General features: G+C 33.0%; 20 protein-coding genes. 13 read left to right on the top strand and 7 right to left on the bottom strand.

The features are described 5' to 3' along the window. Positions 1-12: 12 nt before the first annotated feature. From HUE87_RS08830 to HUE87_RS08815, 4 genes are all read right to left on the bottom strand, one after another. Entirely contained in the window at positions 13-1,875 is a 1,863-nt protein-coding gene (locus tag HUE87_RS08830; RefSeq protein WP_229855109.1) for a TolC family outer membrane protein, read from the bottom strand. After that, positions 1,872-2,801, bottom strand: a complete 930-nt coding sequence (locus HUE87_RS08825) for an OmpA family protein (RefSeq protein ID WP_194365931.1) — start codon at positions 2,799-2,801, stop codon at positions 1,872-1,874. The genes HUE87_RS08830 and HUE87_RS08825 overlap by 4 nt, the downstream gene beginning before the upstream one ends. Positions 2,802-2,897: 96 nt before the next feature. After that, complete coding sequence (locus HUE87_RS08820; RefSeq protein ID WP_194365929.1) at positions 2,898-3,587, bottom strand: response regulator transcription factor; 690 nt, start codon at positions 3,585-3,587, stop codon at positions 2,898-2,900. Continuing rightward, positions 3,580-4,524: a sensor histidine kinase gene (locus HUE87_RS08815; protein WP_194365927.1), complete on the bottom strand. Its 945-nt coding sequence runs from the start codon at positions 4,522-4,524 to the stop codon at positions 3,580-3,582. The genes HUE87_RS08820 and HUE87_RS08815 overlap by 8 nt, the downstream gene beginning before the upstream one ends. A gap of 79 nt (positions 4,525-4,603) precedes the next feature. Here HUE87_RS08815 and HUE87_RS08810 point away from each other — a divergent pair, with 79 nt between their 5' ends. Further along, positions 4,604-7,618: a MutS-related protein gene (locus HUE87_RS08810; RefSeq protein WP_194365925.1), complete on the top strand. Its 3,015-nt coding sequence runs from the start codon at positions 4,604-4,606 to the stop codon at positions 7,616-7,618. A gap of 22 nt (positions 7,619-7,640) precedes the next feature. Here HUE87_RS08810 and HUE87_RS08805 read toward each other — a convergent pair whose 3' ends face one another. Continuing rightward, complete coding sequence (locus HUE87_RS08805) at positions 7,641-8,081, bottom strand: hypothetical protein (RefSeq protein ID WP_194365923.1); 441 nt, start codon at positions 8,079-8,081, stop codon at positions 7,641-7,643. A gap of 230 nt (positions 8,082-8,311) precedes the next feature. On the opposite strand from HUE87_RS08805, the gene dapE reads away from it, so the two are divergent. Further along, positions 8,312-9,409: a succinyl-diaminopimelate desuccinylase gene (gene dapE / locus HUE87_RS08800; RefSeq protein WP_194365921.1), complete on the top strand. Its 1,098-nt coding sequence runs from the start codon at positions 8,312-8,314 to the stop codon at positions 9,407-9,409. 3 nt (positions 9,410-9,412) lie between these two features. Further along, entirely contained in the window at positions 9,413-9,802 is a 390-nt protein-coding gene (locus HUE87_RS08795) for a thioredoxin family protein (protein WP_194365919.1), read from the top strand. A 5-nt stretch (positions 9,803-9,807) separates the two neighbouring features. Here HUE87_RS08795 and HUE87_RS08790 read toward each other — a convergent pair whose 3' ends face one another. Continuing rightward, positions 9,808-10,044: a hypothetical protein gene (locus HUE87_RS08790; RefSeq protein ID WP_194365917.1), complete on the bottom strand. Its 237-nt coding sequence runs from the start codon at positions 10,042-10,044 to the stop codon at positions 9,808-9,810. 153 nt (positions 10,045-10,197) lie between these two features. On the opposite strand from HUE87_RS08790, the gene HUE87_RS08785 reads away from it, so the two are divergent. The 10 genes from HUE87_RS08785 (at position 10,198) to hypF (ending at position 21,581) form a co-directional block, all read left to right on the top strand. After that, the gene (locus tag HUE87_RS08785; protein WP_194365915.1) at positions 10,198-10,575 is read left to right on the top strand and encodes a RidA family protein; all 378 of its coding nucleotides are present in this window, start codon (positions 10,198-10,200) and stop codon (positions 10,573-10,575) included. A gap of 59 nt (positions 10,576-10,634) precedes the next feature. Beyond that, positions 10,635-11,225 carry a TetR/AcrR family transcriptional regulator gene (locus HUE87_RS08780; protein ID WP_194365914.1) on the top strand — a complete coding sequence of 197 codons (591 nt, stop codon included), beginning with the start codon at positions 10,635-10,637 and terminating at the stop codon, positions 11,223-11,225. Between the two features lie 2 nt (positions 11,226-11,227). Beyond that, positions 11,228-12,103, top strand: coding sequence for an NADH-quinone oxidoreductase subunit B family protein (locus tag HUE87_RS08775; RefSeq protein ID WP_229855108.1), 876 nt, complete (start codon positions 11,228-11,230; stop codon positions 12,101-12,103). Then, positions 12,096-13,355, top strand: a complete 1,260-nt coding sequence (locus HUE87_RS08770; RefSeq protein WP_194365912.1) for a nickel-dependent hydrogenase large subunit — start codon at positions 12,096-12,098, stop codon at positions 13,353-13,355. Before HUE87_RS08775 ends, HUE87_RS08770 begins: the two co-directional genes overlap by 8 nt. A gap of 198 nt (positions 13,356-13,553) precedes the next feature. Next, complete coding sequence (locus HUE87_RS08765) at positions 13,554-14,705, top strand: hydrogenase small subunit (RefSeq protein ID WP_194365910.1); 1,152 nt, start codon at positions 13,554-13,556, stop codon at positions 14,703-14,705. A gap of 14 nt (positions 14,706-14,719) precedes the next feature. Then, entirely contained in the window at positions 14,720-16,453 is a 1,734-nt protein-coding gene (locus HUE87_RS08760; RefSeq protein ID WP_194365908.1) for a nickel-dependent hydrogenase large subunit, read from the top strand. Between the two features lie 12 nt (positions 16,454-16,465). Further along, the gene (gene cybH / locus HUE87_RS08755) at positions 16,466-17,185 is read left to right on the top strand and encodes a Ni/Fe-hydrogenase, b-type cytochrome subunit (RefSeq protein ID WP_194365906.1); all 720 of its coding nucleotides are present in this window, start codon (positions 16,466-16,468) and stop codon (positions 17,183-17,185) included. Positions 17,186-17,203: 18 nt separating this feature from the next. Next, positions 17,204-17,749, top strand: coding sequence for a HyaD/HybD family hydrogenase maturation endopeptidase (locus tag HUE87_RS08750; RefSeq protein ID WP_194365905.1), 546 nt, complete (start codon positions 17,204-17,206; stop codon positions 17,747-17,749). Beyond that, positions 17,746-19,413 carry a hydrogenase gene (locus HUE87_RS08745; RefSeq protein ID WP_194365903.1) on the top strand — a complete coding sequence of 556 codons (1,668 nt, stop codon included), beginning with the start codon at positions 17,746-17,748 and terminating at the stop codon, positions 19,411-19,413. The genes HUE87_RS08750 and HUE87_RS08745 overlap by 4 nt, the downstream gene beginning before the upstream one ends. Continuing rightward, positions 19,410-21,581, top strand: a complete 2,172-nt coding sequence (gene hypF, locus HUE87_RS08740) for a carbamoyltransferase HypF (protein WP_194365901.1) — start codon at positions 19,410-19,412, stop codon at positions 21,579-21,581. Before HUE87_RS08745 ends, hypF begins: the two co-directional genes overlap by 4 nt. Here hypF and HUE87_RS08735 read toward each other — a convergent pair. Further along, complete coding sequence (locus HUE87_RS08735) at positions 21,573-22,226, bottom strand: transposase (RefSeq protein ID WP_194365899.1); 654 nt, start codon at positions 22,224-22,226, stop codon at positions 21,573-21,575. The two genes, hypF and HUE87_RS08735, sit on opposite strands and share 9 nt — an antisense overlap. Positions 22,227-22,303: the final 77 nt, after the last annotated feature.

Here is a 22,303-nt window from a genome sequence, read left to right as displayed (position 1 = left end):
ACCTCTGAAATTCTATTTATTTAGTTTAAGTTTTTTAACTATGATATCAGTACGGTTATTTAATGCCACTGATTCACTCTCTTCGTCACTATACATAGGATTTTTGTCTGAATTTGCATGTAGAGTTATATTATCTTCAAATGCACCAGCTTTAATCAGTTTATCTTTAACTACTTGAGCTCTTCTTTGTGATAAAAGCAGAATATCATCTTTTGACATATTGATATTTTCAACATTTCCAAGTAGACTAAATTTCAAATTTTCCCAGCCATATGGTTCTATCTGCTTTATTAAGCTGTTAAGTCTACTTTCACCATCTTGAGTAAGTGTTGAATTATCATTATCAAATAAGAAACCGCTATATCGCTCTATACGTTTTACATCTTCAAATGTCTCTTTACATCCATATATATTTTTCATATCATTAGGTAAAGAGTTGTTGCAAATATCAACTTCATCAACAATTAAATCTCTGTCAACATCATATAGTATAGGAAGTACATCTTTGTCTGTGTCATTTAATTCAGGAAGCACAACACTGTTTTTGGGCATTTTACTTTTAAAACCAACATTAGAACAGCTAATATCACCATCTTCCATAACTGTTGATACAAGCATACCCATAGCGTCAAGAATTCTGTATTTTGCAAAAAGCATACTATATTCAGTGTTAATGATTTGAGCTTTTGAAGCGATAAAATCATTTTGAGAAGATAAAAGGTCTAGTAGTGAACGACGGCCTAAATCATACTCTTTTGAGTATAGGGATAGAGTCTTTTGTGAAAATTTCTTGTAGTTTTGGAGGTGTCCTAACTGATCTGTAAGCTTCTCGTTAGCAGCCCAAGATAGACTAATCCCCTCAATTACTTCACGTCTAAGAGTGTTTTTTATCTGTACCTCTTTATGGATGGTACTTACACTTTGTTGTAGAGTTGCTTTGTCTGCAAAGCCATTAAAGAAATTATATTTTAGATAAGCCATAGCTCTAAGGTTATCATACTTTCCCTCAACTCCGCTAAGATTTTTAGTCATAGTTTTTGATACTTCAATGTCTAATGATGGATAAAAAGGAGCTTTACTCTTATGATATGTAGCTTGAGCTAGCTTTACATTGTACTTGCTTACCAAAAGAGATGGATTATTTTCCATTGCAACAAGAGTTGCATCTTCTATACTTTTAGGAAGGATAACAACAAGTTGAGGTCGGCTCATATCTTCATGCTTAAGATTGCGTCCAAGAACTCTTTGTAGTTGAAATTTAACATCTAATAGGGTGTTTTCTTGCACAGAATAGTTGCTTTTTGCGAGAGATAGTGATGCTTCTATTTTATTTACTTCAGAAAGAGTTGTTAAGCCTGAATCATAAAGTTTTTGTACTTTATTTAATATTTCTGCATTTATATCTATATTTGCCTGCGCATTATCTAGAAGTTCTTTATTTCTCATCACCTGTAAATAAGTATCTATCATTTTAAAAGATGTATCATTCACTTTTTCTAGGTAGCTGTAAGCTGCCGCTATTGTTCTGTTTTCATGCTCTTGTACTTGGTATGTAGTTTCAAAACCTTTAAAAAGATTTTGAGTATATGAAAGAGAATTTTGATAAACACTATAATCAAAGTCAGTTCCGCCAGCTCTTTCACCTTTTTCTTTTCCAATACCAATTGATAAATCAAGCTTTGGATAATACCCTGATTCTGCAATCGTTATATCTTCTTTTGTTGCATTATAATTTTTAAGTCTCTCTAAAATAACCGGATTTGTACCTAAAACTTCACTCACTGACATCTTTAAGCTCTGAGCACTCAATAGCGTCGAAACTATTAAGACTGATGTTGCTATTTTTTTCATTTTACCCTCGTATAATTTAATCATTTTATTAGCTCAACTTCTATTCTACGATTTTGTGCACGTCCATCTTTAGTTGAATTATCAGCGATAGGGCTTGCTTCACCTTTTCCTATTGTTGTAAATCTAGATGCGTCAATTCCATATAGAGTTAATGCCTCTTTAACAGCTTCTGCTCGGTTCTTGGAGAGTATTCGATTTTTATTACTGTCGCCAACTGAGTCAGTAAATCCATATATAACAACTTTGTACCCTTTGTTTTCTTGTAGAAATAGTGAAAATTTCTGTAAATCTTTAACTAGTTTATCGTCTACATTGTATTTAGATGTTGCAAAGTTAACTTTTAGAGTTGCAGTTTGAGGGCAGCCATAGCCATCAACAGAAAAATCTTTACTTGTATCTGGACATTGGTCTTGAGAGTCTACAACACCATCATCATCACTGTCTATTTCACATCCTCTGTAGTCAACCTTGATTCCTTCTAGTGTACCAGGGCATTTATCATCTATATTTGGGACACCATCTTTATCTGAATCACGACACCCTTGGTAGTCTACTTCAGTATTTGGAGGAGTAGTTGGACACTTGTCATCTTCATCGGCAACTCCATCATTATCTGAGTCATTTACAATTGTACAACCCTTAGAATTCACTTCAGTATTTGGAGGAGTAGTAGGACAATCATCTTTTGAATTAACAACTCCATCATTGTCACTGTCAAGCTCACAACCTTTAGAATCTACTCTTGTGTTTGGCGGAGTAGTAGGACATTTGTCACCTTCATCGGCAACCCCATCATTATCGCCATCAAGTATTGCTATTACAGGAGCTTCTTCAACTGATATTGGTTGAATATATGCAAACTCATTTGCTGTTTCATTTTTTTGTGTTACTTCATTTGCATTCAATGTAAAAAGTAATGCAGCTGAAATCAGTAGTATTATATATCTCATTGTTTCCTCTTGTTAAAACTAATCTATTATATTGTAGCTTGTAGAAGTGATGAAGTAGTGAGTTTTGTTTGATACTGTCGCTAATTTGTCGTTAAATTATAGTTTTAGTTTGTAACCGACGCCAAAATCATTATCAATAGTCTCTTTTGGTAGTTTTTTTCTTAGGTTTTTTATAATTGTCTTTAGTGCATCAAGCTTATCATCATTGTAGTCGTACCAAACTTCATATATTATCTCATAATAGTCGCATGTTTTATTGATATTTGAAAAAAGCACTGTTAGTATTTTTCTCTCTTTGTTTGTGAGCGGTACAGATTTTTCCTCACAAAGTAACTCTTTTAAATCATAATTCCAAGAAAAATCATCTTTTAAAATCAGCAGTTTTTTGGGTGAGACAGTAAACTTTGACAACTCTTGGAGTACCAAGTTTAGTGCATTTTTCAACTCATTTCTTGTGATAGGTTTGATTAAATATTTTGTTAGCTTTAGTTCAGTTGCTTCAAGTAAGTAGTGTGTTTCAGAGTGGGCTGTTAACATAATCACTTTTATACTATGGTCATCTTTTCTAATCTTTTTAAGTAGATTAATCCCACTTAGTTTTGGAAGGTTAATATCAACAATTAATATATGAGGTTTTCTCTCTTTATAAATCTTGTAAGCTTCCTCTCCATCACCAGCTTCATAAACATTTTCATAATACTTTTTCAAAAAACGAACATAGTTCTCTCTTGTGGCATCTTCATCTTCGACAAATAAAATAGTATATGGAAATTTATTTTCACTCATCATCAGCCTTTAGTATTATTTCAAAACAAGCACCACCATTACTATTTTTGACATTGAGTTTTCCGTTCATACTCTCTTCAATCATCATCTTTGATATATAAAGCCCTAATCCTGCCCCTTGAGACTTATGCTTAGTTGTAAAGTATGGTTCAAAGATCTTAGAGATAACTTCCGCATCAATGCCCCCTGCGTTGTCACTAATCGTTATTGCAAAATAATCATCAATTTTTTCAGCGCGAATGGTGATTCTTGGCTTAAATATATTTCTATGAACAAACATAAACTTCGCATTATTTAATATTGTGATAATTGCTTGTTGCAGTTCATTCTTGTACCCATTGAATACTAACTTTTCATTAAAATAGGTTTTAACTTCTATATTGTTTGATTTTAAAGTTCCCTTTACAATATATATAGAGTGTTCAATCAACTCATTTAATGAGAACTTTTCTCTTTTTTTGTTTTTGTTAAAAAAATCTTTAAAATCATCAATTGTTTTTGACATATACTTTGTTAAAGACTCTATCTCCAATAATTTCTCTTCAATTACAGAGTCATTAATTTTTTTTTCATACAAAATATCATCAATGACTAAAACAGCAGAATTGACTTGAGACAGAGGTTGTCTCCACTGGTGAGCAATGTTTTCCATCATCTCTCCCATAGATGCAAGTTTACTTTGTGTAAAAATTATTTTATCTTTCTCTCTAGATTTTTTTAGCTCTTCATCTATTGTGTTTTTTAACTCTTCGTTTATCCTTTTATTGTCATAATGTCTATGGAGTATGAAGATTCCTATCGCTGCAATAAATGCTAAAACTACAAAAACAGGAGTATAGTCAGAGGCTGATATTATATGTTTTGAATCATTTATTATCTCATTTGAATATACATTTGTTATAAATAGTATTGAAAATATCTTTGTTATAGTCTGCATGAGCGCATTTTATCACATAAATATTGATAATTTCAATTATGATATAATCACGACTAAAAATAATTATGAAAAGTGATAAATGCGCTCATCAGATGTAAGTTCTATTTTAGATAATAAAGATAAATTATTAACTCAAGTATATTTCGATTTACAGATATATTTTGAAGAGAAATACGGAAGTGATACAGTCGTATTTATGGAGATAGGTACTTTTTTTGAGGTCTACGAAGTTAACAATGATGATGAACAGATTGGTAAAGCAAAAGAGATAGCAGAACTTTTAAATATTCAGCTAACTAAAAAAAATAAAAACATTATAGAAAACTCTGATAAAAACCCGCTTTTAGCAGGTGTTCCGGCTGTCTCGTTTGAGCGCTACTTAAACCGCGTAATCTCGGAACAAAAATATACCGTTATTGTTGTGAAACAAAAAGGCAATCCGCCTAAAATCAGCAGGTATATCTCTCAAATTGTCTCTCCAGGAACTAACTTTGACCATATTGTAGATAATGATGACAACTATATAGTCTCAATTTTACTTGATAAATACAAAGATATATACACAGTAGGGTACAGTGCTATAGATGTCACAACCGGAAAGACTTGGCTTTATGAGTCTCATGGGACAAGTGAAGACCCATCTTATGCGCTTGATGAAGTCTTTAATCTTTTAAATGTTTACCGCACATCAGAGGTTGTTGTTACATTCTTAGATGGCATTACAGACCAGCGACATGTTATGCAGTATCTTGAGATTCCAGACCATTATCACTACAGCGTAAACAATGAGAGACCTAAAATAGAGTTTCAAAACAGGCTGTTTAAAGAGGTTTACCAGATACGTTCACTCCTCTCGCCGATAGAGCACTTGGACTTAGAGAGAAGCCCTATGATTACTGAGTCATTGGCAATTCTAATCCACTTTGTTATTGAGCATGATATACATATTGTCCAAAAACTTGACCTTCCAAATATAATAGATAATCGCCGCTTTATGTATCTAGGCAACAGTGCTCTTGAACAGATGGGCGTTGTCTCTAAAGATAAAAAAGAGTTTACTCTTTTAAAGATGATGGATAGAAGTGCGACTGCTATTGGAAAGAGACTTTTAAAAGAGAGACTTTTAAACCCAATTATGGAAAAAGAGGAACTTGAGAGAAGATATAACCTAATAGAGCGTGTCTCATCTCACACAAGGTATCTAGATGAGACTATGCGCGGGGTGTATGATTTGCAGAGGTTATCTCGCCGACTTGATTTAGGGAGACTTCACCCTTTTGAGATGAACCATGTCTATGAATCCATACTTAGCGTAAAAGAGCTGATGCTCTATGTTAAAAAGCATAAAATTCAAAAAACTCCATTTCATGAGAGCGAACTTGATGAGTTTTTAAGAGATATAAGCAAAAGCATAGACCTTGATGTCTCGCGTCGCTTTACAAATGCAACTGTTGATGAAAACTTTTTAATGAGTGGTGTTGATGAGTCTGTTGATACATTGGTTAAAGAAAACTCTACTATGCTTGTAGCTTTTGAAGATATTATAAGTAAAATCGAAAAGTTATTGGATAGTTCCAACGCAGGGAACACAAGTCGCTTAGTAACACTTGGTCTTTTGGAAAAAGATGGTTATTACATCTCTTTGAGTAAAAACAGATTTTCCATGATTGAAGATGAGTTTAAAAAAGATGAAGATTTTAAAGAGTTCAGTGTTAAAAAACTTACAAATAGTGTAAAAATAACATCTGCTTTTACAGATAATCTTTCAGACCTGATTATGAAGAACCGCCGCAAGATAGTCTCTTTGGTGAAAGATAGATTTATTCAACTTCAAGGGGTTTACGAGAAAAGATACTCACTTCTTTTTGACCGTGTTATAAGTTATGTAGCCGATTTAGATGTCGGGGTAAGCTCATCAAAAGTTGCCGATATGTACAAGCACTCCAGACCAATGATTGTTGATGTAAACAAAGATGAGAATTTTATGCAGATTATGCAACTTCGCCATCCCTTAATAGAGATTCAAGAGCTCAGCGGAATATATATACCAAATGATATAGTTATGGGAAATCGCAGCTATATGGACCTGCCACATCCTGAAAGTGTTATGCTCGAAGTTGGCGTGCATGATGGGCATGATATAAACGGTGTTTTGCTCTATGGAATAAACTCTAGCGGGAAATCATCCCTTATGAAGAGTATTGGAATAGCTACCTTAATGGCTCAGTCAGGCTTTTTTGTAAGTGCTGCTGTTATGAAGTTTTCTCTTTTTGACTCACTCTTTACCCGTATAGTTTCAAAAGATAATCTCTCAAAAGGGTTGTCAACTTTTGCTGTTGAGATGCTTGAGCTTAAAAATATTTTCAATCGTGCAACAGTTGGCTCACTAATTTTAGGGGACGAAATAAGTCATGGTACAGAGACCCTCTCTGGTGTGGCAATTGTCTCTAGCGCTATAATAAAGTTGGCAAAACTTCGCTCACTTTTTCTGTTTGCGACACATCTGCACCAACTCTCAACCATGAAAGAGATTACATCCCTTGATAATGTAGTAGATTTGCATCTTAGTGTTGAGTATGATGAAGCCCAAGATACTCTACTCTTTAATAGAGTTCTTCAAGCTGGAAGCGGAAGTAGCATTTATGGTCTAGAGTTTGCAAAATCACTTCATATGGATAGTGAGTTTTTAGATACAGCAAATAAAATCCGCAAACGTCTGGCAAAAGATTTTGATGAGCTAGAGTTACTTGTGAAGAAAAAAACAAGCAAGTACAACAAAGAGTTGTATGTAACTAAATGTGTGATTTGCGGAGCTATGGCTGAAGATGTTCACCATATAAATCATAAATCTTTAGCAGATGGGGCAGGGTTTATAGGACACTTTCATAAAGACTCCAAACATAATCTCGTACCACTATGTAAAGAACATCATAAAGAGATACATGAGGGTAAAATTAAAATAGGTGGCTTTGTTATGACATCCAATGGTCTGGAGCTTACTTATGAAGAGCAGATGAGTAAGCCTAAAGAAACTAAGATTGAAGAGCCTGAGATAAATGAGTCTGAAGGTTTTGTCTTAGATGATTGGGACTAGAATCTAACCAGTAAGTTGTTTATTAAACTGAATGTCCCATATAATCTTTATCAGTAATTAACCCTTTCATATCATTAGATATGGAGTACTCCAATATATCCAAAAGAGAAGCCACAATGTTGGCATCATTTTCATAATCTATGGAAGAAACAACACCAGAATACAGAGTCTCTTTTGATTTTTTGCTCTTAAATCCATGTACTAAATTTGAAGTTGCTTTAATGGCGTCTTCTTTGGATACACAATCTATTATCACACAACATAGGTTATCTTCTAATGCGATAACTTTATCAGTTTTTCTTTTTGAATTAACAAAGTCGTAAAAGTCATTACTATCATCACAAAGGCCAAAAGCAAGAGCAAATTCTATACTATACCTTTTGTTCCTATATGAGTAGTCTTGTAAATTACTTATGATTTTTTCATGATATTGTTGACGACTATTTTTTACTTTATTTAGCATATTTTACTCTTTGATATATTTGATAATCAGAATATACCATATAATAACTATAGTTAATATAAGAGTAGTTATTATTATAGATATATTTATAACATGCTGTTTGTAGTTAAAAAATTGTATAATTTAATTTATAAAAATTATGAGAATTATTTGATTAAAATTGTATTGTTCTGCAATGTAAGTAATCAGACTATTCCATATATAATTTACGATAATCAAGGTGCAAAACAGTGAATATAATTGAACTATTTAAATATATGATATCTTGTAAAAGTGAGACACCAGATGATGGTGGACTTTTAGATTTTATAGAGAATTATCTGCCAGATTTTAAAGCTATTAGAATAGATGTTGAAGATGTAAAGAATCTTTTTATATATAAAAAATTTGGAGATGGAGAACACTTGTGTTTTGCCGGACATGTAGATGTAGTTCCTGCCGGTAAAGGTTGGGAGACTGACCCGTATGAAGCTGTAGAAAAAGATGGATTTATTTATGGTCGCGGAACTCAAGATATGAAAAGCGGAGTTGCGGCATTTACTCAGGCAGTTAAAGAAGCACAAGGTTTTAATGGTACACTATCTCTTTTACTTACCTCAGACGAAGAGGGAGATGGAATCTATGGGACTGTTGAGGTTTTAAAATACCTAAAAGAACATAACTTACTTCCAGATGCAGCAGTTGTAGCAGAACCTACATGTGAAGATAATTTTGGAGATGCGATAAAAGTAGGCAGACGTGGCTCTATAAATGGATATATAACTTTAAAAGGTAAGCAGGGACATGCTGCATATCCTGAAAAAGCTATAAATCCTATACATAATATAGCGCCAATTTTACAAAATATGGCAGGAGTTAATCTTGACAATGGTGATGAGTTTTTTAGTCCTAGTAAATTTGTAATTACCGATATTCGTTCAGGAATGCAAGTAACAAATGTAACTCCAAATGAGTTGAAAATGATGTTTAATGTAAGAAACACAACTCTCACAACTCAAAAAGAGGTTGAAAAATTTGTAGCAAAAAATATGGATGGGCTTAATTATGAGCTAAAACTTACACAAGGTTCATATCCATTTAAGACAGATACAAATACTAAGCTTGTTAGAAAAATTGGTGAAGCAATAAAAAGTGTAACTGGTCTAAAACCAAAGCACTCTACAGCTGGTGGAACTTCAGATGCGAGATTTTTAGCACCTTTGGGAATTGATGTAATAGAATTCGGTGTAAAAAATGACACAATACACAGTGTCAACGAGAGAACAACAGTAAAAGAGGTTGAAGATCTCTATTGTGTATTTAAAAATTTAATTAAGATGTGGGAATAGATAATGAGATATTTAATTTTAGTAATTGCACTTCTGTCAACCTTAAATGCATTTGATTGGCCAAGTGATTATGAAGAAGCTCTAGAACAGGCAAAAAAAGAGAAGAAAAACATTTACTTATTGATTGGCTCTGAGTATTGTCATTTTTGTACAAAGCTTAAAAGCAATGTTTTAGTTAAAGATGAAGTAGTAAAGAGATTAAAAAAAGATTATGTACTTCTTTATCTCTCAACTGTTATGGACGAGATTCCTGGTCAGTTTGAAACTAAAAGTATCCCAAGACACTATTTCCTAAAAGAAAATGGAAAAATTATTTATACAACTGTTGGCTATAGAAATATTCAGGGTTTTTACGAACTACTAGAAGAAGTTGAAATGTTCAAGGATGACTAGATAATTTATTTTTTATGGTAGATGTCTTGTCTTTGTATAATGTTTTTTCTTCGTATTAGAAAGTAGAACACAAAACCTATGGCAATAAAACAAGATATCAATATAATAGGTATGGCAAGATTAAAGAGTTCAACAAACTGCACAATAAGTGATAAAATCAACAAGATAGCAATTACTTGAAGTGAAAAAAATATATTTGGTAGAAGAGTTCCATAAGATTGTCTTTTTTCATCGCGACGCATAGTATACCCCTAAAATTAATATAAGATTATACCATATAGGAATAGTATTTTCTTTATGAAAAATAAATATATATATCAATCTCTAATTTTAATATGTTGGCATTTATAAGTTAAAAGAAAGTAAAATAATAAAACAAAAGTTAAAGGAAATAGATGAAATTTGTTCAGACAAGTAAAGCTCCATCGGCAATAGGACCGTACTCTCAAGCAGTTGTAGCAAATGGTATGGTATATACATCAGGTCAAATCGCACTAACACCAGAAGGTGTTATGCTAGAAAGTAACGTAGTAATTCAAACAAAGCAAGTTCTTAAAAACTTAAAAGCTGTTTTAGAAGAGGCAGGTAGTTCAATGGACATGGTAGTTAAGACTACAATTTTTATAGACTCTATGGATGACTTTGCAGTCATAAATGAAATATATGAAGAGGCTTTTGGCACTCATAAGCCAGCACGTGCAACGGTAGCTGTAAAAACTTTACCTAAGAATGCTCTAGTTGAAATAGATGCAGTGGCAGTAGTAAATATATAAATAGAAGCATTAAAATATCTTTATAGTATAATTTACCCATAATTTAAGGAGAATATACTTTGTCGGATAAAAAACAGATAAAAAAAGAGCAGATAATACAATCTGCTCTAGAACTTTTTGCCTCAAAAGGGTTTTACAACACTACTATTCCAGATATTGCTACATCTCTAAAAATGAGTGTTGGCAATATGTACAACTATTTTAAATCCAAAGATATTTTAGCCAAAGAAATTATAAAACATATCTCCATATATCTTGGCAAACAGCTAAGGGAAATTAACGAACAAGATATATCTACTAAAGAAAAAACAAGAAAAATTATTGAAGTATACTTTAAAACTGCATCCTTAAAACCTGAGATGATAGACTATTTTTTACGAATATACCTCTCTACCCGTGAAGTTTTTAAAGATGGGTGTGAGGGGATGATCTGTATAAATGAATTTGTTACAGAGATAATGATTTATTTTGAAGAGGGTGTAAAATGCGGAGATTTGAGAGAACAAGATTTTTTTAGCGCATTTGGTCTTTTTATGGGTTATTTAGGTGGAATGGTCTTTTTAAAAGGTGAAAATATTTTACCTAAAGATTTGGATGACTATATAGATGATATAACCTTTAATATATACAAAGCTTTGAGTGTGGAGTAATTATGAAAATGAGAGTCTTGTGGCTAAGCGCAATTGCTTGTAACGGCAATACTCACTCATTTTTAAACTATCCATATATAGAACAATTTTTAAACGATTTTGAATTTATCTACCATCAAGTGATAGACTCTGCCTACTCACTTGAAGACATAGTTTTAAATCAAATACCTTGTGATATTTTACTTATTGAAGGGGCAATATCAAGAGAGTTTCAAAGAGCAGATGTCTCTGTTATAGAGATAATAGAAAGCTACTCTAAAATAGTTCAAAAAATAGTTACAGTAGGTACATGTGCGACTTTTGGAGGAATTTTTAGAGAGAGTGATTATGAGAACACTTCAGGTCTACATTTTAATCAAGAAAAATCATTAGGAAACTTTCAAGATATACTTGATAAAACCGTATCTTTATCAGGATGTCCAGTTCATCCAGAAGTCTTAGTGAACACTCTTTACGCAATTAAAAAAAGTGTTAATTTAAAATTAGATAATTTTCTGCGTCCAAAAGAGTTTTATGCCTACACAGTCCATAATGGTTGCACTAGAAATGAGTACTTTGAATATAAAGTTGATAATCACAAGTTTGGAGAGCTGGAGGGGTGCATGTATTATGACCACGGTTGTCAAGCACCATACACACATGCAAGTTGTAATAAAATACTCTGGAATGAGGTTAACTCAAAGACAAGAGCAGGTCTCCCTTGCATGGGGTGTACCGAGCCAAAATTTCCTAAACAAAACCTTTTTGAGACGAAAAAAAACATGGGTATACCTGAATATCTCCCTGTTGGGGTAGGCAAAAGAACATACCTAACACTTGCTGGGATAACAAAAGCATTTAATATACAAAGATTACAAAAGAAGTTATTTGATGATTAAACTAATAGAAAAGATAGAAGGTGAAGCAAAGTTAAACTTTAACTTTAAAGATAATAAGATTGATTTTGTAGATATAGAGTTTATGTCAACAAGAAATATAGAAAATATTTTAAAAGGAAAATCAGCTTTTGACGCACTTGTAATAAATCCGAGAGTATGCGGTATATGTGGTCATGCTCATCTTATTGCTACTGTTGAAGCACTTGAGAGTTGTTATGATAATTTACAAATTTCAAATAAAGCAAAAAGTTTAAGAGAATTGACACTTAATTTTGAGCTTATACAAAACCATTTTAAGTGGTTTTATTTAACAATGATGCCTCTGTTTGGACACAAGCAAGAGGTGCTAAAAGCCACTTACCCGTCTCAGCTTATGGGTAAAGCTATCGCACTCTTTGGAGGACAATATCCACACACCTCTTATGCAGTTGTAGGCGGAGTAGTCTGTGATATAACAGAGATGGATATTATAAAGCTACAGCATTATATAGAGCAAACGGTTAAATTCGTTGAAGATAACTTAATCAAGATGGAGAGTGAAAGTTTCTCTACATGTAAGAGTGTAGACAATATTTTGAAGTATGAAGGGGATTTACCAGACATACTAAGACAAATAAAAAAGGAAGAGTTGTTAGCGTATGGAAAGAGCTATGGAAGATTTATCTCTTTTGGAGAGAATAGCTACTTTAAAAAAGGTAAATCATTAAAAACTAGAGTGAATAACAATATTTTTATAGAACATGCAAAAGAGTCTGAAACGGCTACGTCATTTGCAAAAAATGTAAGCTATAAAGATAAATACTATGAAGTCGGTCCTTTAGCACGTGCTATGGTAAATAAAAATAAACTTATATTAGATGCTCATAGAAAATATGGTGATAGTATATTTAGCAGAATTTTGGCAAGGGTCTCCGAAATATCTCAACTTTTAAAACACTCAAAAAAATTAATACAAAAGTTAGATTTAAATGAACCATCATATATTGAACCATGTATAGATATAAAACAATTCAGCAGCAGTGGGTACTCTGCAGTAGAAGCTGCGCGTGGTACTCTTATACATAAAGTAGAACTTGAGAATGGCTTTATAAAAAACTATGAGATAATAACTCCAACTCAATGGAACCTAAGTGGAGGAACAAGAGAGAAGCAAGGAGTTTCACAAAAAGCTATGATTGGTCTATATGATATTAAAATGGCTGAACTTGTTTTTAAAACATTTGACGTATGCTCAGTCTGCACCACACATTGATAAAAAACTTTTTTTAATTACTTACAACACATATATTTAGGTATAATTTTAAACACTAATCATAAATACTAATAAAAACTTAATTTATAATTAAAAATTATATATATATTCATTTTATTTTAAGTTTAATTTTTATATGATATTAGATAAATGAATAGTCATTCATTATATGTAATTAACAATTAAAGGGAGAATGTTATGGAAAATAAGGCTTTGTTTGAAAAGTTATCTTCTAGACTAGACGAGTTATCTAATTTACCAAAGTTAGATGATGAAAAGTCAATATCAAGGTTGATTGAAGAAAAAGGCTTCTCTAGAAGAGAATTTATGGGTTGGGCAGGTGCAATGACATCAATGCTTATGTTACCGGCAAGTTTTACTCCATTGGTTGCAAAAGCAGCTGAAATGGCTGACAGACTCCCTTTAGTTTGGCTACATATGGCTGAGTGTACCGGGTGCAGTGAATCTTTATTAAGAACAGCGACACCAAGCATTGATAGTCTTATATTTGACTACATTTCATTAGAATACCATGAAACAATTATGTCTGCAGCTGGGTGGCAAGCTGAGCATAATTTAGAATCAGCAATGGAGAGATATAAAGGTAAATATATCTTAATGGTTGAGGGTGGCATTCCTCATGGTGAAAGTGATTTTTACTTAACTATTGGGGCACATGGAAAAACAGGAGAAAAAATTGCTAGAGAAGCTTCTGAAAATGCAGCTGCTATTTTTGCTATTGGCACTTGTTCATCTTTTGGGGGTGTTCAAGCAGCATATCCAAACCCTACAAATGCTACAGCTCTAAGCAATATAACAAATAAGTCTGTTATTAATGTCCCAGGATGTCCACCTAGTGAGAGCAATATTGTTGGAACACTACTGCATTTTATCCTCTATGGAACACTTCCAGCACTTGACGCGTACAATAGACCTAAATGGGCTTATGGGCTTAGAATTCATGACGCTTGTGAGCGAAGAGGTAGGTTTGATGCTGGTGAGTTCGTAGAACAATTTGGTGATGATGGTGCAAAAAATGGTTATTGTCTTTATAAAGTGGGATGTAAAGGACCATATACGTTTAATAACTGCTCAAAGCAAAGATTTAATCAAGGTACATCTTGGCCTGTTCAGGCTGGACATGGTTGTATGGGCTGTAGTGAACCTGACTTTTGGGATAAAATGGGAATTGTACATGAACCATTAGGCAATAGACTTTATCACACAGTATTTGGTGGATTAGGTTCAGATGCTACAGCAGATAAAATTGGTGTGGGAATTCTTACAGTTACAGCAGTCGGTATAGCAGCGCATGCGGCAATATCATTAATTAAAAAACCAAAAGAATAGTTGAGGAGTTTGATATGGCAAAAAGAGTAATTGTAGACCCAATAACAAGAATTGAAGGACATTTAAGAGCTGAAGTTATCGTTGGCGATGATGGAGTAGTTCAGGATGCATTTGTATCTTCAACTTTATGGAGAGGTCTTGAGGTAATAGCTAAGGGTCGTGACCCTAGAAATATACCGTTAATGATGCAAAGAATTTGTGGGGTATGTACCTATTCACATTATTTAAAAAGTACAATGGCAATAGAAGATGCACTAGATATTAAAGTTCCTTATAATGCAGAACTTGTAAGGACATTAATGAATGCCGCTCTATTTATGCATGACCATCCTGTTCATTTCTACCATTTACATGGTGTTGATTGGGTTGATATTGTATCAGCACTCAGTGCAGATCCTGCAAAAGCAAGTAAGTTAGCATTTAAATATACAAATAACCCAATTGGAACTGGTGAAAATGAGCTAAAAAAAGTACAAGAAAAAATAGGTAAATTTGCTAAAAATCCTCAAGGACTTGGGCCATTTGCTAACGCATATTGGGGGCATGGAACATACCGATTTACTCCAGAACAAAATCTTATTGCACTTTCTCACTATTTAAAAGCCCTAGAGATGCAAAGAACTGCAGCTCAACTTATGGCTATCTTTGGTGCTAAGCAACCACACCCACAAAGTTTAGTTGTTGGTGGTGTTACATGTGTTATGGATATTCTTAACCCAGCAAAAATGGGTGAATACATGGTTAAATTTCAAGCTATGGCTGATTTTATTAACAATGCTTATTATCCTGATATTATTATGGCGGCAGAGATGTATAAAACAGAGCCATCGGTTATGAAGCCTATGGGTGTTAAGAACTTTATGGCACATGAAGAGTTTATCATTGGAAGAAATGAGCATCTATTTAATAGTGGTGTAATTATGAATGGAGACCTTAGTAAGGTTCTTGAAATTGATGAAGATATGATTACAGAAGAAGCTACTCACTCTTGGTATAAAGATGATGCACCACAACATCCGTATGATGGAACAACAAATCCAAACTATACTGGTTATGTAGATGGAAGCAGTGTTGGACCAGATGGAAAAATGGTTGATTCTAAATTGATTAACCAAAACGAAAAATACAGTTGGATTAAATCACCAAGATATAATGGTAATCCAATGGAAGTTGGACCATTAGCATCTATATTAGTTGGTTATGCAAGTGGCAATAAAAAAGTAGTAAAAGTAGTAGGTGATTTTCTTGCACAAACAGGTGTTCCAGCAGCTGCACTATTTTCAACTTTGGGAAGAACAGCAGCGCGTATGCTTCAGGCTAAACTTGTTGCAGACAATGCTCTTATTGCTTTTAATAATCTAATTGAAAACCTTAAAGTTGATCAAGAAACTTGTGCTACTTATACTATTGATAAAAATAAAGAGTACAAAGGTAGAGGCATCGGTGAAGTTCCTAGAGGAATGTTAAGTCACTGGGTTAGAATTAAAAATGGTGTAATTGAAAATTATCAAGCTGTAGTTCCTTCTACTTGGAATGCTGGACCGATGGACTCTAAAGGTGCAAAAGGACCATACGAAGCTGATTTAATAGGTCTTAAAATTGCCGACTTAACGCAACCATTAGAGATTATTAGAATTATTCACTCTTACGATCCTTGTATAGCATGTGCAGTACATGTAATGGACACAAAAGGGAAAACATTAAGTGAATACAAATTAGATCCACTCTATGCTGGATGTAGCGTATAAAAGGAGTAAGTAATGGATACAACTGTTAAAATAGAAGAAGATTCTTCTAAAATAGTAGAACAAGAAATAGAGAGAGAACTTGAATTTACTGCCTTTTATAGATGGCATCACTGGATTAGAGTAGTAAGTATTGTAGCGTTAATGATAACCGGATTTTATCTGGCATCACCATTTTTGACACCAGAAATAAGTGCAGAGCCAACAATTTTTACAAATGCAGTGTTTAGAACATGGCATGAAATCTTTGGCTTTATAATGATCTCTATGTTTATAGGAAAGACATATTATTTCTTCTTTTCTGTAAAGGATAAAGTTGAAATCAATTCTTTTAAAGATGTGATGAATTTAGAAAATTGGATGAATCAGATAGGGTACTATTTACTTTTGTCTAAGCACCCAAAACTAAGTGGAGCATATAATGTTATTCAGCTTTTAGCTTATGTTGCCTTTTATTTCGCAATAAGTGGACTGATAATAACAGGACTTGTCCTTTATGTTCATAGTTATCATGAATTTATTGGTGGATTACTATATGATCCAATGAGAAACTTAGAAGTTATGCTAGGTGGTCTTGCTGCAGTAAGAGAGTTACACCATGTTCTAATGTGGGGGATTATTTTATTTATAGTTGGACATGTGTATATGGTTGTATTTAATGCAGTTAATGGAAAAGAAGGCACTGTTGATTCTATATTTAGTGGGTATAGATGGATAAGAAAGAATAAGCATTAGTACAATAAGGATTTATATTTGAAAATTTTAGTTCTTGGTATTGGGAATATTTTATTTGGTGATGAGGGCATTGGTCCACATTTAGCAAATCTAATTGATGAAAAATATCAATTTGAGTCTGATGAGCACAGTGTAGAAATTTTAGATGGCGGTACATTAGCTCAAAGGCTGATACCTATTATTACTGATTACGACCATGTTTTACTTATTGATTGCGTTAGTTCAATTGATGGCGAAATAGGTGATGTGTTCTTGTTTGATTTTAATGATGTGCCAGAGTGCATTACATGGAATGGTAGTGCACATGAAGTAGAAATGCTTCAAACTCTTCAGATGATTGAGATGATGGGAGATTTGCCACCTACAAAAATAGTAGGTGTCATCCCTTTTGTTATTGGAGAAAACAGCACTTTTACTATGACTCCAGAGGTCTTAAAAGCTGGACTAACAATGGAAAATGCCATCATAAAATACATAGAGGATTTTGGTTTTAAAGCTTCAATAAAAAAAGAGATAACCTTAGCAGAAGTCGCTCCAAATACATATTTAAAAGGTGCTTTATGATTCTAGAATTTTCTTTTAGTCATTCATCTTCCTCTTTAGTTTACGAAAAAATAATGTTAAATACATTAAAACTTTTTTCTATAGAAGGTAAACTAGTAAAAAATGGTGATGAACTCTTTTTATATGTTGAGTCTGAAGATAGTGATGAACTTGAAAATTTTGCAAATAAATTGTCACTAGAGTTACCTCACTCTATATTCTTACACGAAGCAGGTGCTAAAGTAGTATATGATATGCCGAGTGAGAGTTTTACTTTACCTCAGACACCAAAGAGAGAAATGCCTTTTTGTCCAAAATGTTTGAATGAAGTTATGAATGAATCTGACGATAATTACTACAATATCTTTACAGAGTGTGATGTTTGTGGGTACGGTTTAGACTCTCAAAGTAAAAGTGATAAAGAGACATTTGTAAATATTGCTAAGTCAATAAATGATGGATTGGTAGCTGAAGTAGATACATTTTATGGAAAATATTATGTTGGCAAATTAGATCAAAAATGTAATGATTTAGATTTTGATGTTGTTTGTTATGACCTCCTTACAGTACAAAGCTATACAAATGCCACCAACAGCGAAATAGTAGCTTTGGGAGCGATAGAAAAACCTCTTATAAGAGTAAAAACTAACCTTTTATTTAAAACAGATTTTGAAGATATACAAAATGAACTTATTCGCTTTAAGCTCGCCGATGATTTTGTTTTGCACCTTTTAATGAGTGAGTTGCATATACTTGGAATCAATCTGGTTTTTATAACAAAAGATAAGATGCCCTCAAAAGTTAAGTTGGACTTGGTTAAAAGTGTAAAAGAGTTCGAACCGATTGAAGTTGTCGTAAGTGATAAGCATATTGCCATACTAAAAGGCAACAAAGGTTTGCCGTACAAAGAGCTGGGAGAGAAGGTTCTGATTCCTCACATCGGCGCTTTTTTTTCTGTTATCAAAGAGCACTCATTACTTGAAAAAACAGTAATAGGCGTAAATTTAAGCAAAGATTATCATAATGATATTTTAATCTATTCAAAAAAATTTGGAACAATAGAATATCTATCTTTTAAATTTGGCTTTGGCTCTATCCAAGAGGTATTTGATGCTATTGCAGCGACCGATGAAACCGGTGAGAAGTTGGTAAATAATTATAAAAATAAATTCAGTGAACATTTTAAGGATATATCTAAAATAGTGTTTGATGAAAAAGATTTTAACGTTTACAAACTATGGGGAGTTGTTTCTATAATTTTAGGCTTTTCAAAAGATAGTGACCTTGTTAAATCAGCGCAAATACTTGAAAATTTTGCAGTAACGTTTATGGGTGATAAAGGTCCCAGAATAGACTATAAGTTAAACAGAATTGACTCAAAAGTTTTTATAGATCCGCTTATGACAGTTAGAACCGCTATGAGTTTCAAACTTGCCGAACTTGACCAGCTGTCTCTTAGTTATGGCGTTATTGAGAGTTTTGCCGAGTTTATATCTGCTCAGCTCGATGAGATAAAAGCTCAGATGAAAAGTGACTCTGTTGTAATCACAGGCTCATTACTGCAAAACAGACATTTTTTCAGTAAACTTAGCAAAGAGGTGTCCGTAAATCATAATCTCTGTTTTAATAAAGAGTTGCCGGTAGATGGTAGAAATATTCAATATGGTGGAAATGAACTGTTTTGATTAGACATAAATATCTAATAAGTGGACAAGTACAAGGTGTTGGATTTCGACCATTTATATATAAGCTGGCGATAGAGTTAAAACTTTTTGGGTTTGTGAAAAATTCAACTAATGGTGTAGAATTAGAGCTCGAAGGTTTCTCTGAGACTATAGAAAAATTTGAAAAAAAACTCTATTCAACTCTGCCTCCGCTAGCAAGAATTGATGAGATTAAAACATCAGAGATGGCACTTCTACATGTAAGAAATTTTGAGATTAAACAAAGCTCTAAAGAGTCAGTAAAAACTGCTTTAGTCTCTCCGGATATCGCTACATGTAAAGAGTGCTTAGATGACATTGTACATGTAGAAAAATATAGAGATTATTTCGCTACGAACTGCACTAACTGCGGACCACGATACTCCATAATAAAAACAGTTCCTTATGACAGAGCAAACACATCTATGCAAAAGTTTAAGATGTGTGCGTCATGTGCGGATGAATACTCTAACCCATTAAATAGAAGATACCACGCACAGCCGATATCTTGCAACAGTTGCGGACCAAGTTTGTCTGCAACTATTTTAACATGCGCACAAAAGATTAAAGATGGAAAAATAGTTGCCATAAAGGGAATAGGCGGATTTCATATAGTCTGTGATGCAACAAATGATGAGGTAGTTACAAAATTAAGAGAGTTTAAAAACAGACCCGCTAAGCCTTTTGCAGTAATGTGCAAAGATATACAGCAGATAAAATCTTTTGCAGATGTAGATGAAAAAGAGGAAGAGCTTTTAATATCAAAAGAGGCTCCTATCGTTATTTTGAAAAAAGGTGCAGATGTAGATACTAAACTATCCACAAAAATAGCTCCACATATAGGTAGAATAGGGTGTTTTTTGCCATACACAGCACTTCATCATATTTTGTTTCTACATGTAGAGAATCCAATAGTCGCAACAAGTGCAAACTTGGGAAGTGAGCCAATCATAACAAATGTGGAAGAAATCTATATAAAACTCCCATTTGTAGAGTTTGTTTTAGATTTTGACAGAGATATAATAAATGGAGTTGATGACTCTTTGGTTCAAGTGATAGCCGGTAAAACTCAAGTTTTAAGACTCTCACGCGGCTATGCCCCAAAGGTTATAAAACTCCCATTTAAAAGTAAAAAGAAAATCTTAGCAGTTGGAGCAAATGCAAAGAACTCAATTGCTTTGGTCATAGATGAGAATATTATTTTATCTCCTCATATTGGTGATTTGGACTCTTTAGAGGCATTTGGCTTTTTTCTTAGAACATTAGAGAGTTTTAAAAATTTTTATGATTTTGAGCCCGATATTATAGTTCACGACAAACATACAAGATACGAAACAACAAAGTGGGCAAAAATACAAAACAAAGAACTGCTGGAAGTTCAACACCATTTAGCCCATATCTACGCATGTAAGGCAGAGTTTGGATTAAGTGGAGATTATTCGGGGTTTAGTTTTGACGGAACAGGTTATGGAGATGATGGCTCACTATGGGGCGGCGAAGTTTTTCTCGGCGATAAGAGAAAGTACCACTTTAAGCCCATAAAACTTCTTGGCGGTGAAAAAGCAATTAAAGAGCCAAGACGAGTCGCTCTTAGTATGCTTTTTGACAAGTATAGTTTAGATGAAGTTTTAGCTCTGGACTTACATGTAGTGAAATCTTTCTCATTGATAGAGATTAAAATACTACATCAAAGTTATCTAAAAAATTTAAATACACCGCAAAGCAGTTCAGTCGGCCGTCTTTTTGACGGTGTGGCAAGTCTTGCAAACCTGCTACATGTACAAACATACGAGGGCGAAACAGGACTTATGTGCGAACAAAACTATAATCTACATGTAAAGAAAAGTTTTGAGTATAAAATAATTGACGGAGTTATAGATATAGAGTTTGATTTTTTTGATAAAAATATTGTTACAAAGTTTATAAATACGTTAGCAGAGGTAGTAGCAGAGATTTCAAAAGTTGAAAAACTAGATGTAATTTTGAGCGGTGGAGTATTCCAAAATAAGACACTTTTAGAGATTACATGTATAAAATTAGAAGAAGCGAAAATCAAGTATTATCATCAACAAGAAACAGCTATAAATGATGGTGGAATTGCTTTGGGGCAACTCTATTATGCTTTGTTGCATAATATGGTTTTAGTATAAATTTATCAAAATCTCTCTTTGTTCTTCAAGCTTATAATTAAACTTAAACTCAATCTCTTTTAAGTAATAAAAAAAGTTCTCATCTTTAATACCTTTATATTTTAAGATAGACTCTTCAAAAAAAAGCCAAAACTTAGTGATAACATTTTCTCTTTTTTGAGTTTTAGAAATTTTGTTATACATCATAAATTTTGAGAACTCTTTAAAGTAGGCATCTCCAACTCCATCATCTAAAAACTGCTTTTTATGTATGTTCAGGTTTGTCATAAGAAGGTTGTAGACTTTGTTCTCATAATGAAATGTTAAAAAGTTTTGTGCATCAAAGATATTTTCTTTTATCTTTTTTTTGCTTTTTGGCAGATATATATACTCATCGTACTCTATAACAGCCTTATCTCTGTAAATCTCTTCTAAGTGCTTAGCTATAAGTTGCCTGAAAAGTTCATATCTGTTTTTTACACTCACATAGTTTATTAAGAGTTTTTTACTTGTCTGGTCTATACTTAGATTTTCACAAAAGCACTCTATAACGCTCAAATCTTTTTCTACTCTCTTTGGAGAAAACTTTTTTTTGCACTTTGAGCATTTAACTTGAGCAGATTTTAGTTTATATAACTTTTCATTATTGCAATAAATACATTTCATAGGAGATTTTAACATATTTTAGTACCAAAACAATATAAGAAAGTAGAAATTTAATGTTATTTTCACATTAAATATAT

Source organism: Candidatus Sulfurimonas marisnigri (assembly GCF_015265475.1).
GTDB lineage: Bacteria > Campylobacterota > Campylobacteria > Campylobacterales > Sulfurimonadaceae > Sulfurimonas > Sulfurimonas marisnigri.
This window is presented reverse-complemented; position numbering and strand designations above follow the sequence as displayed.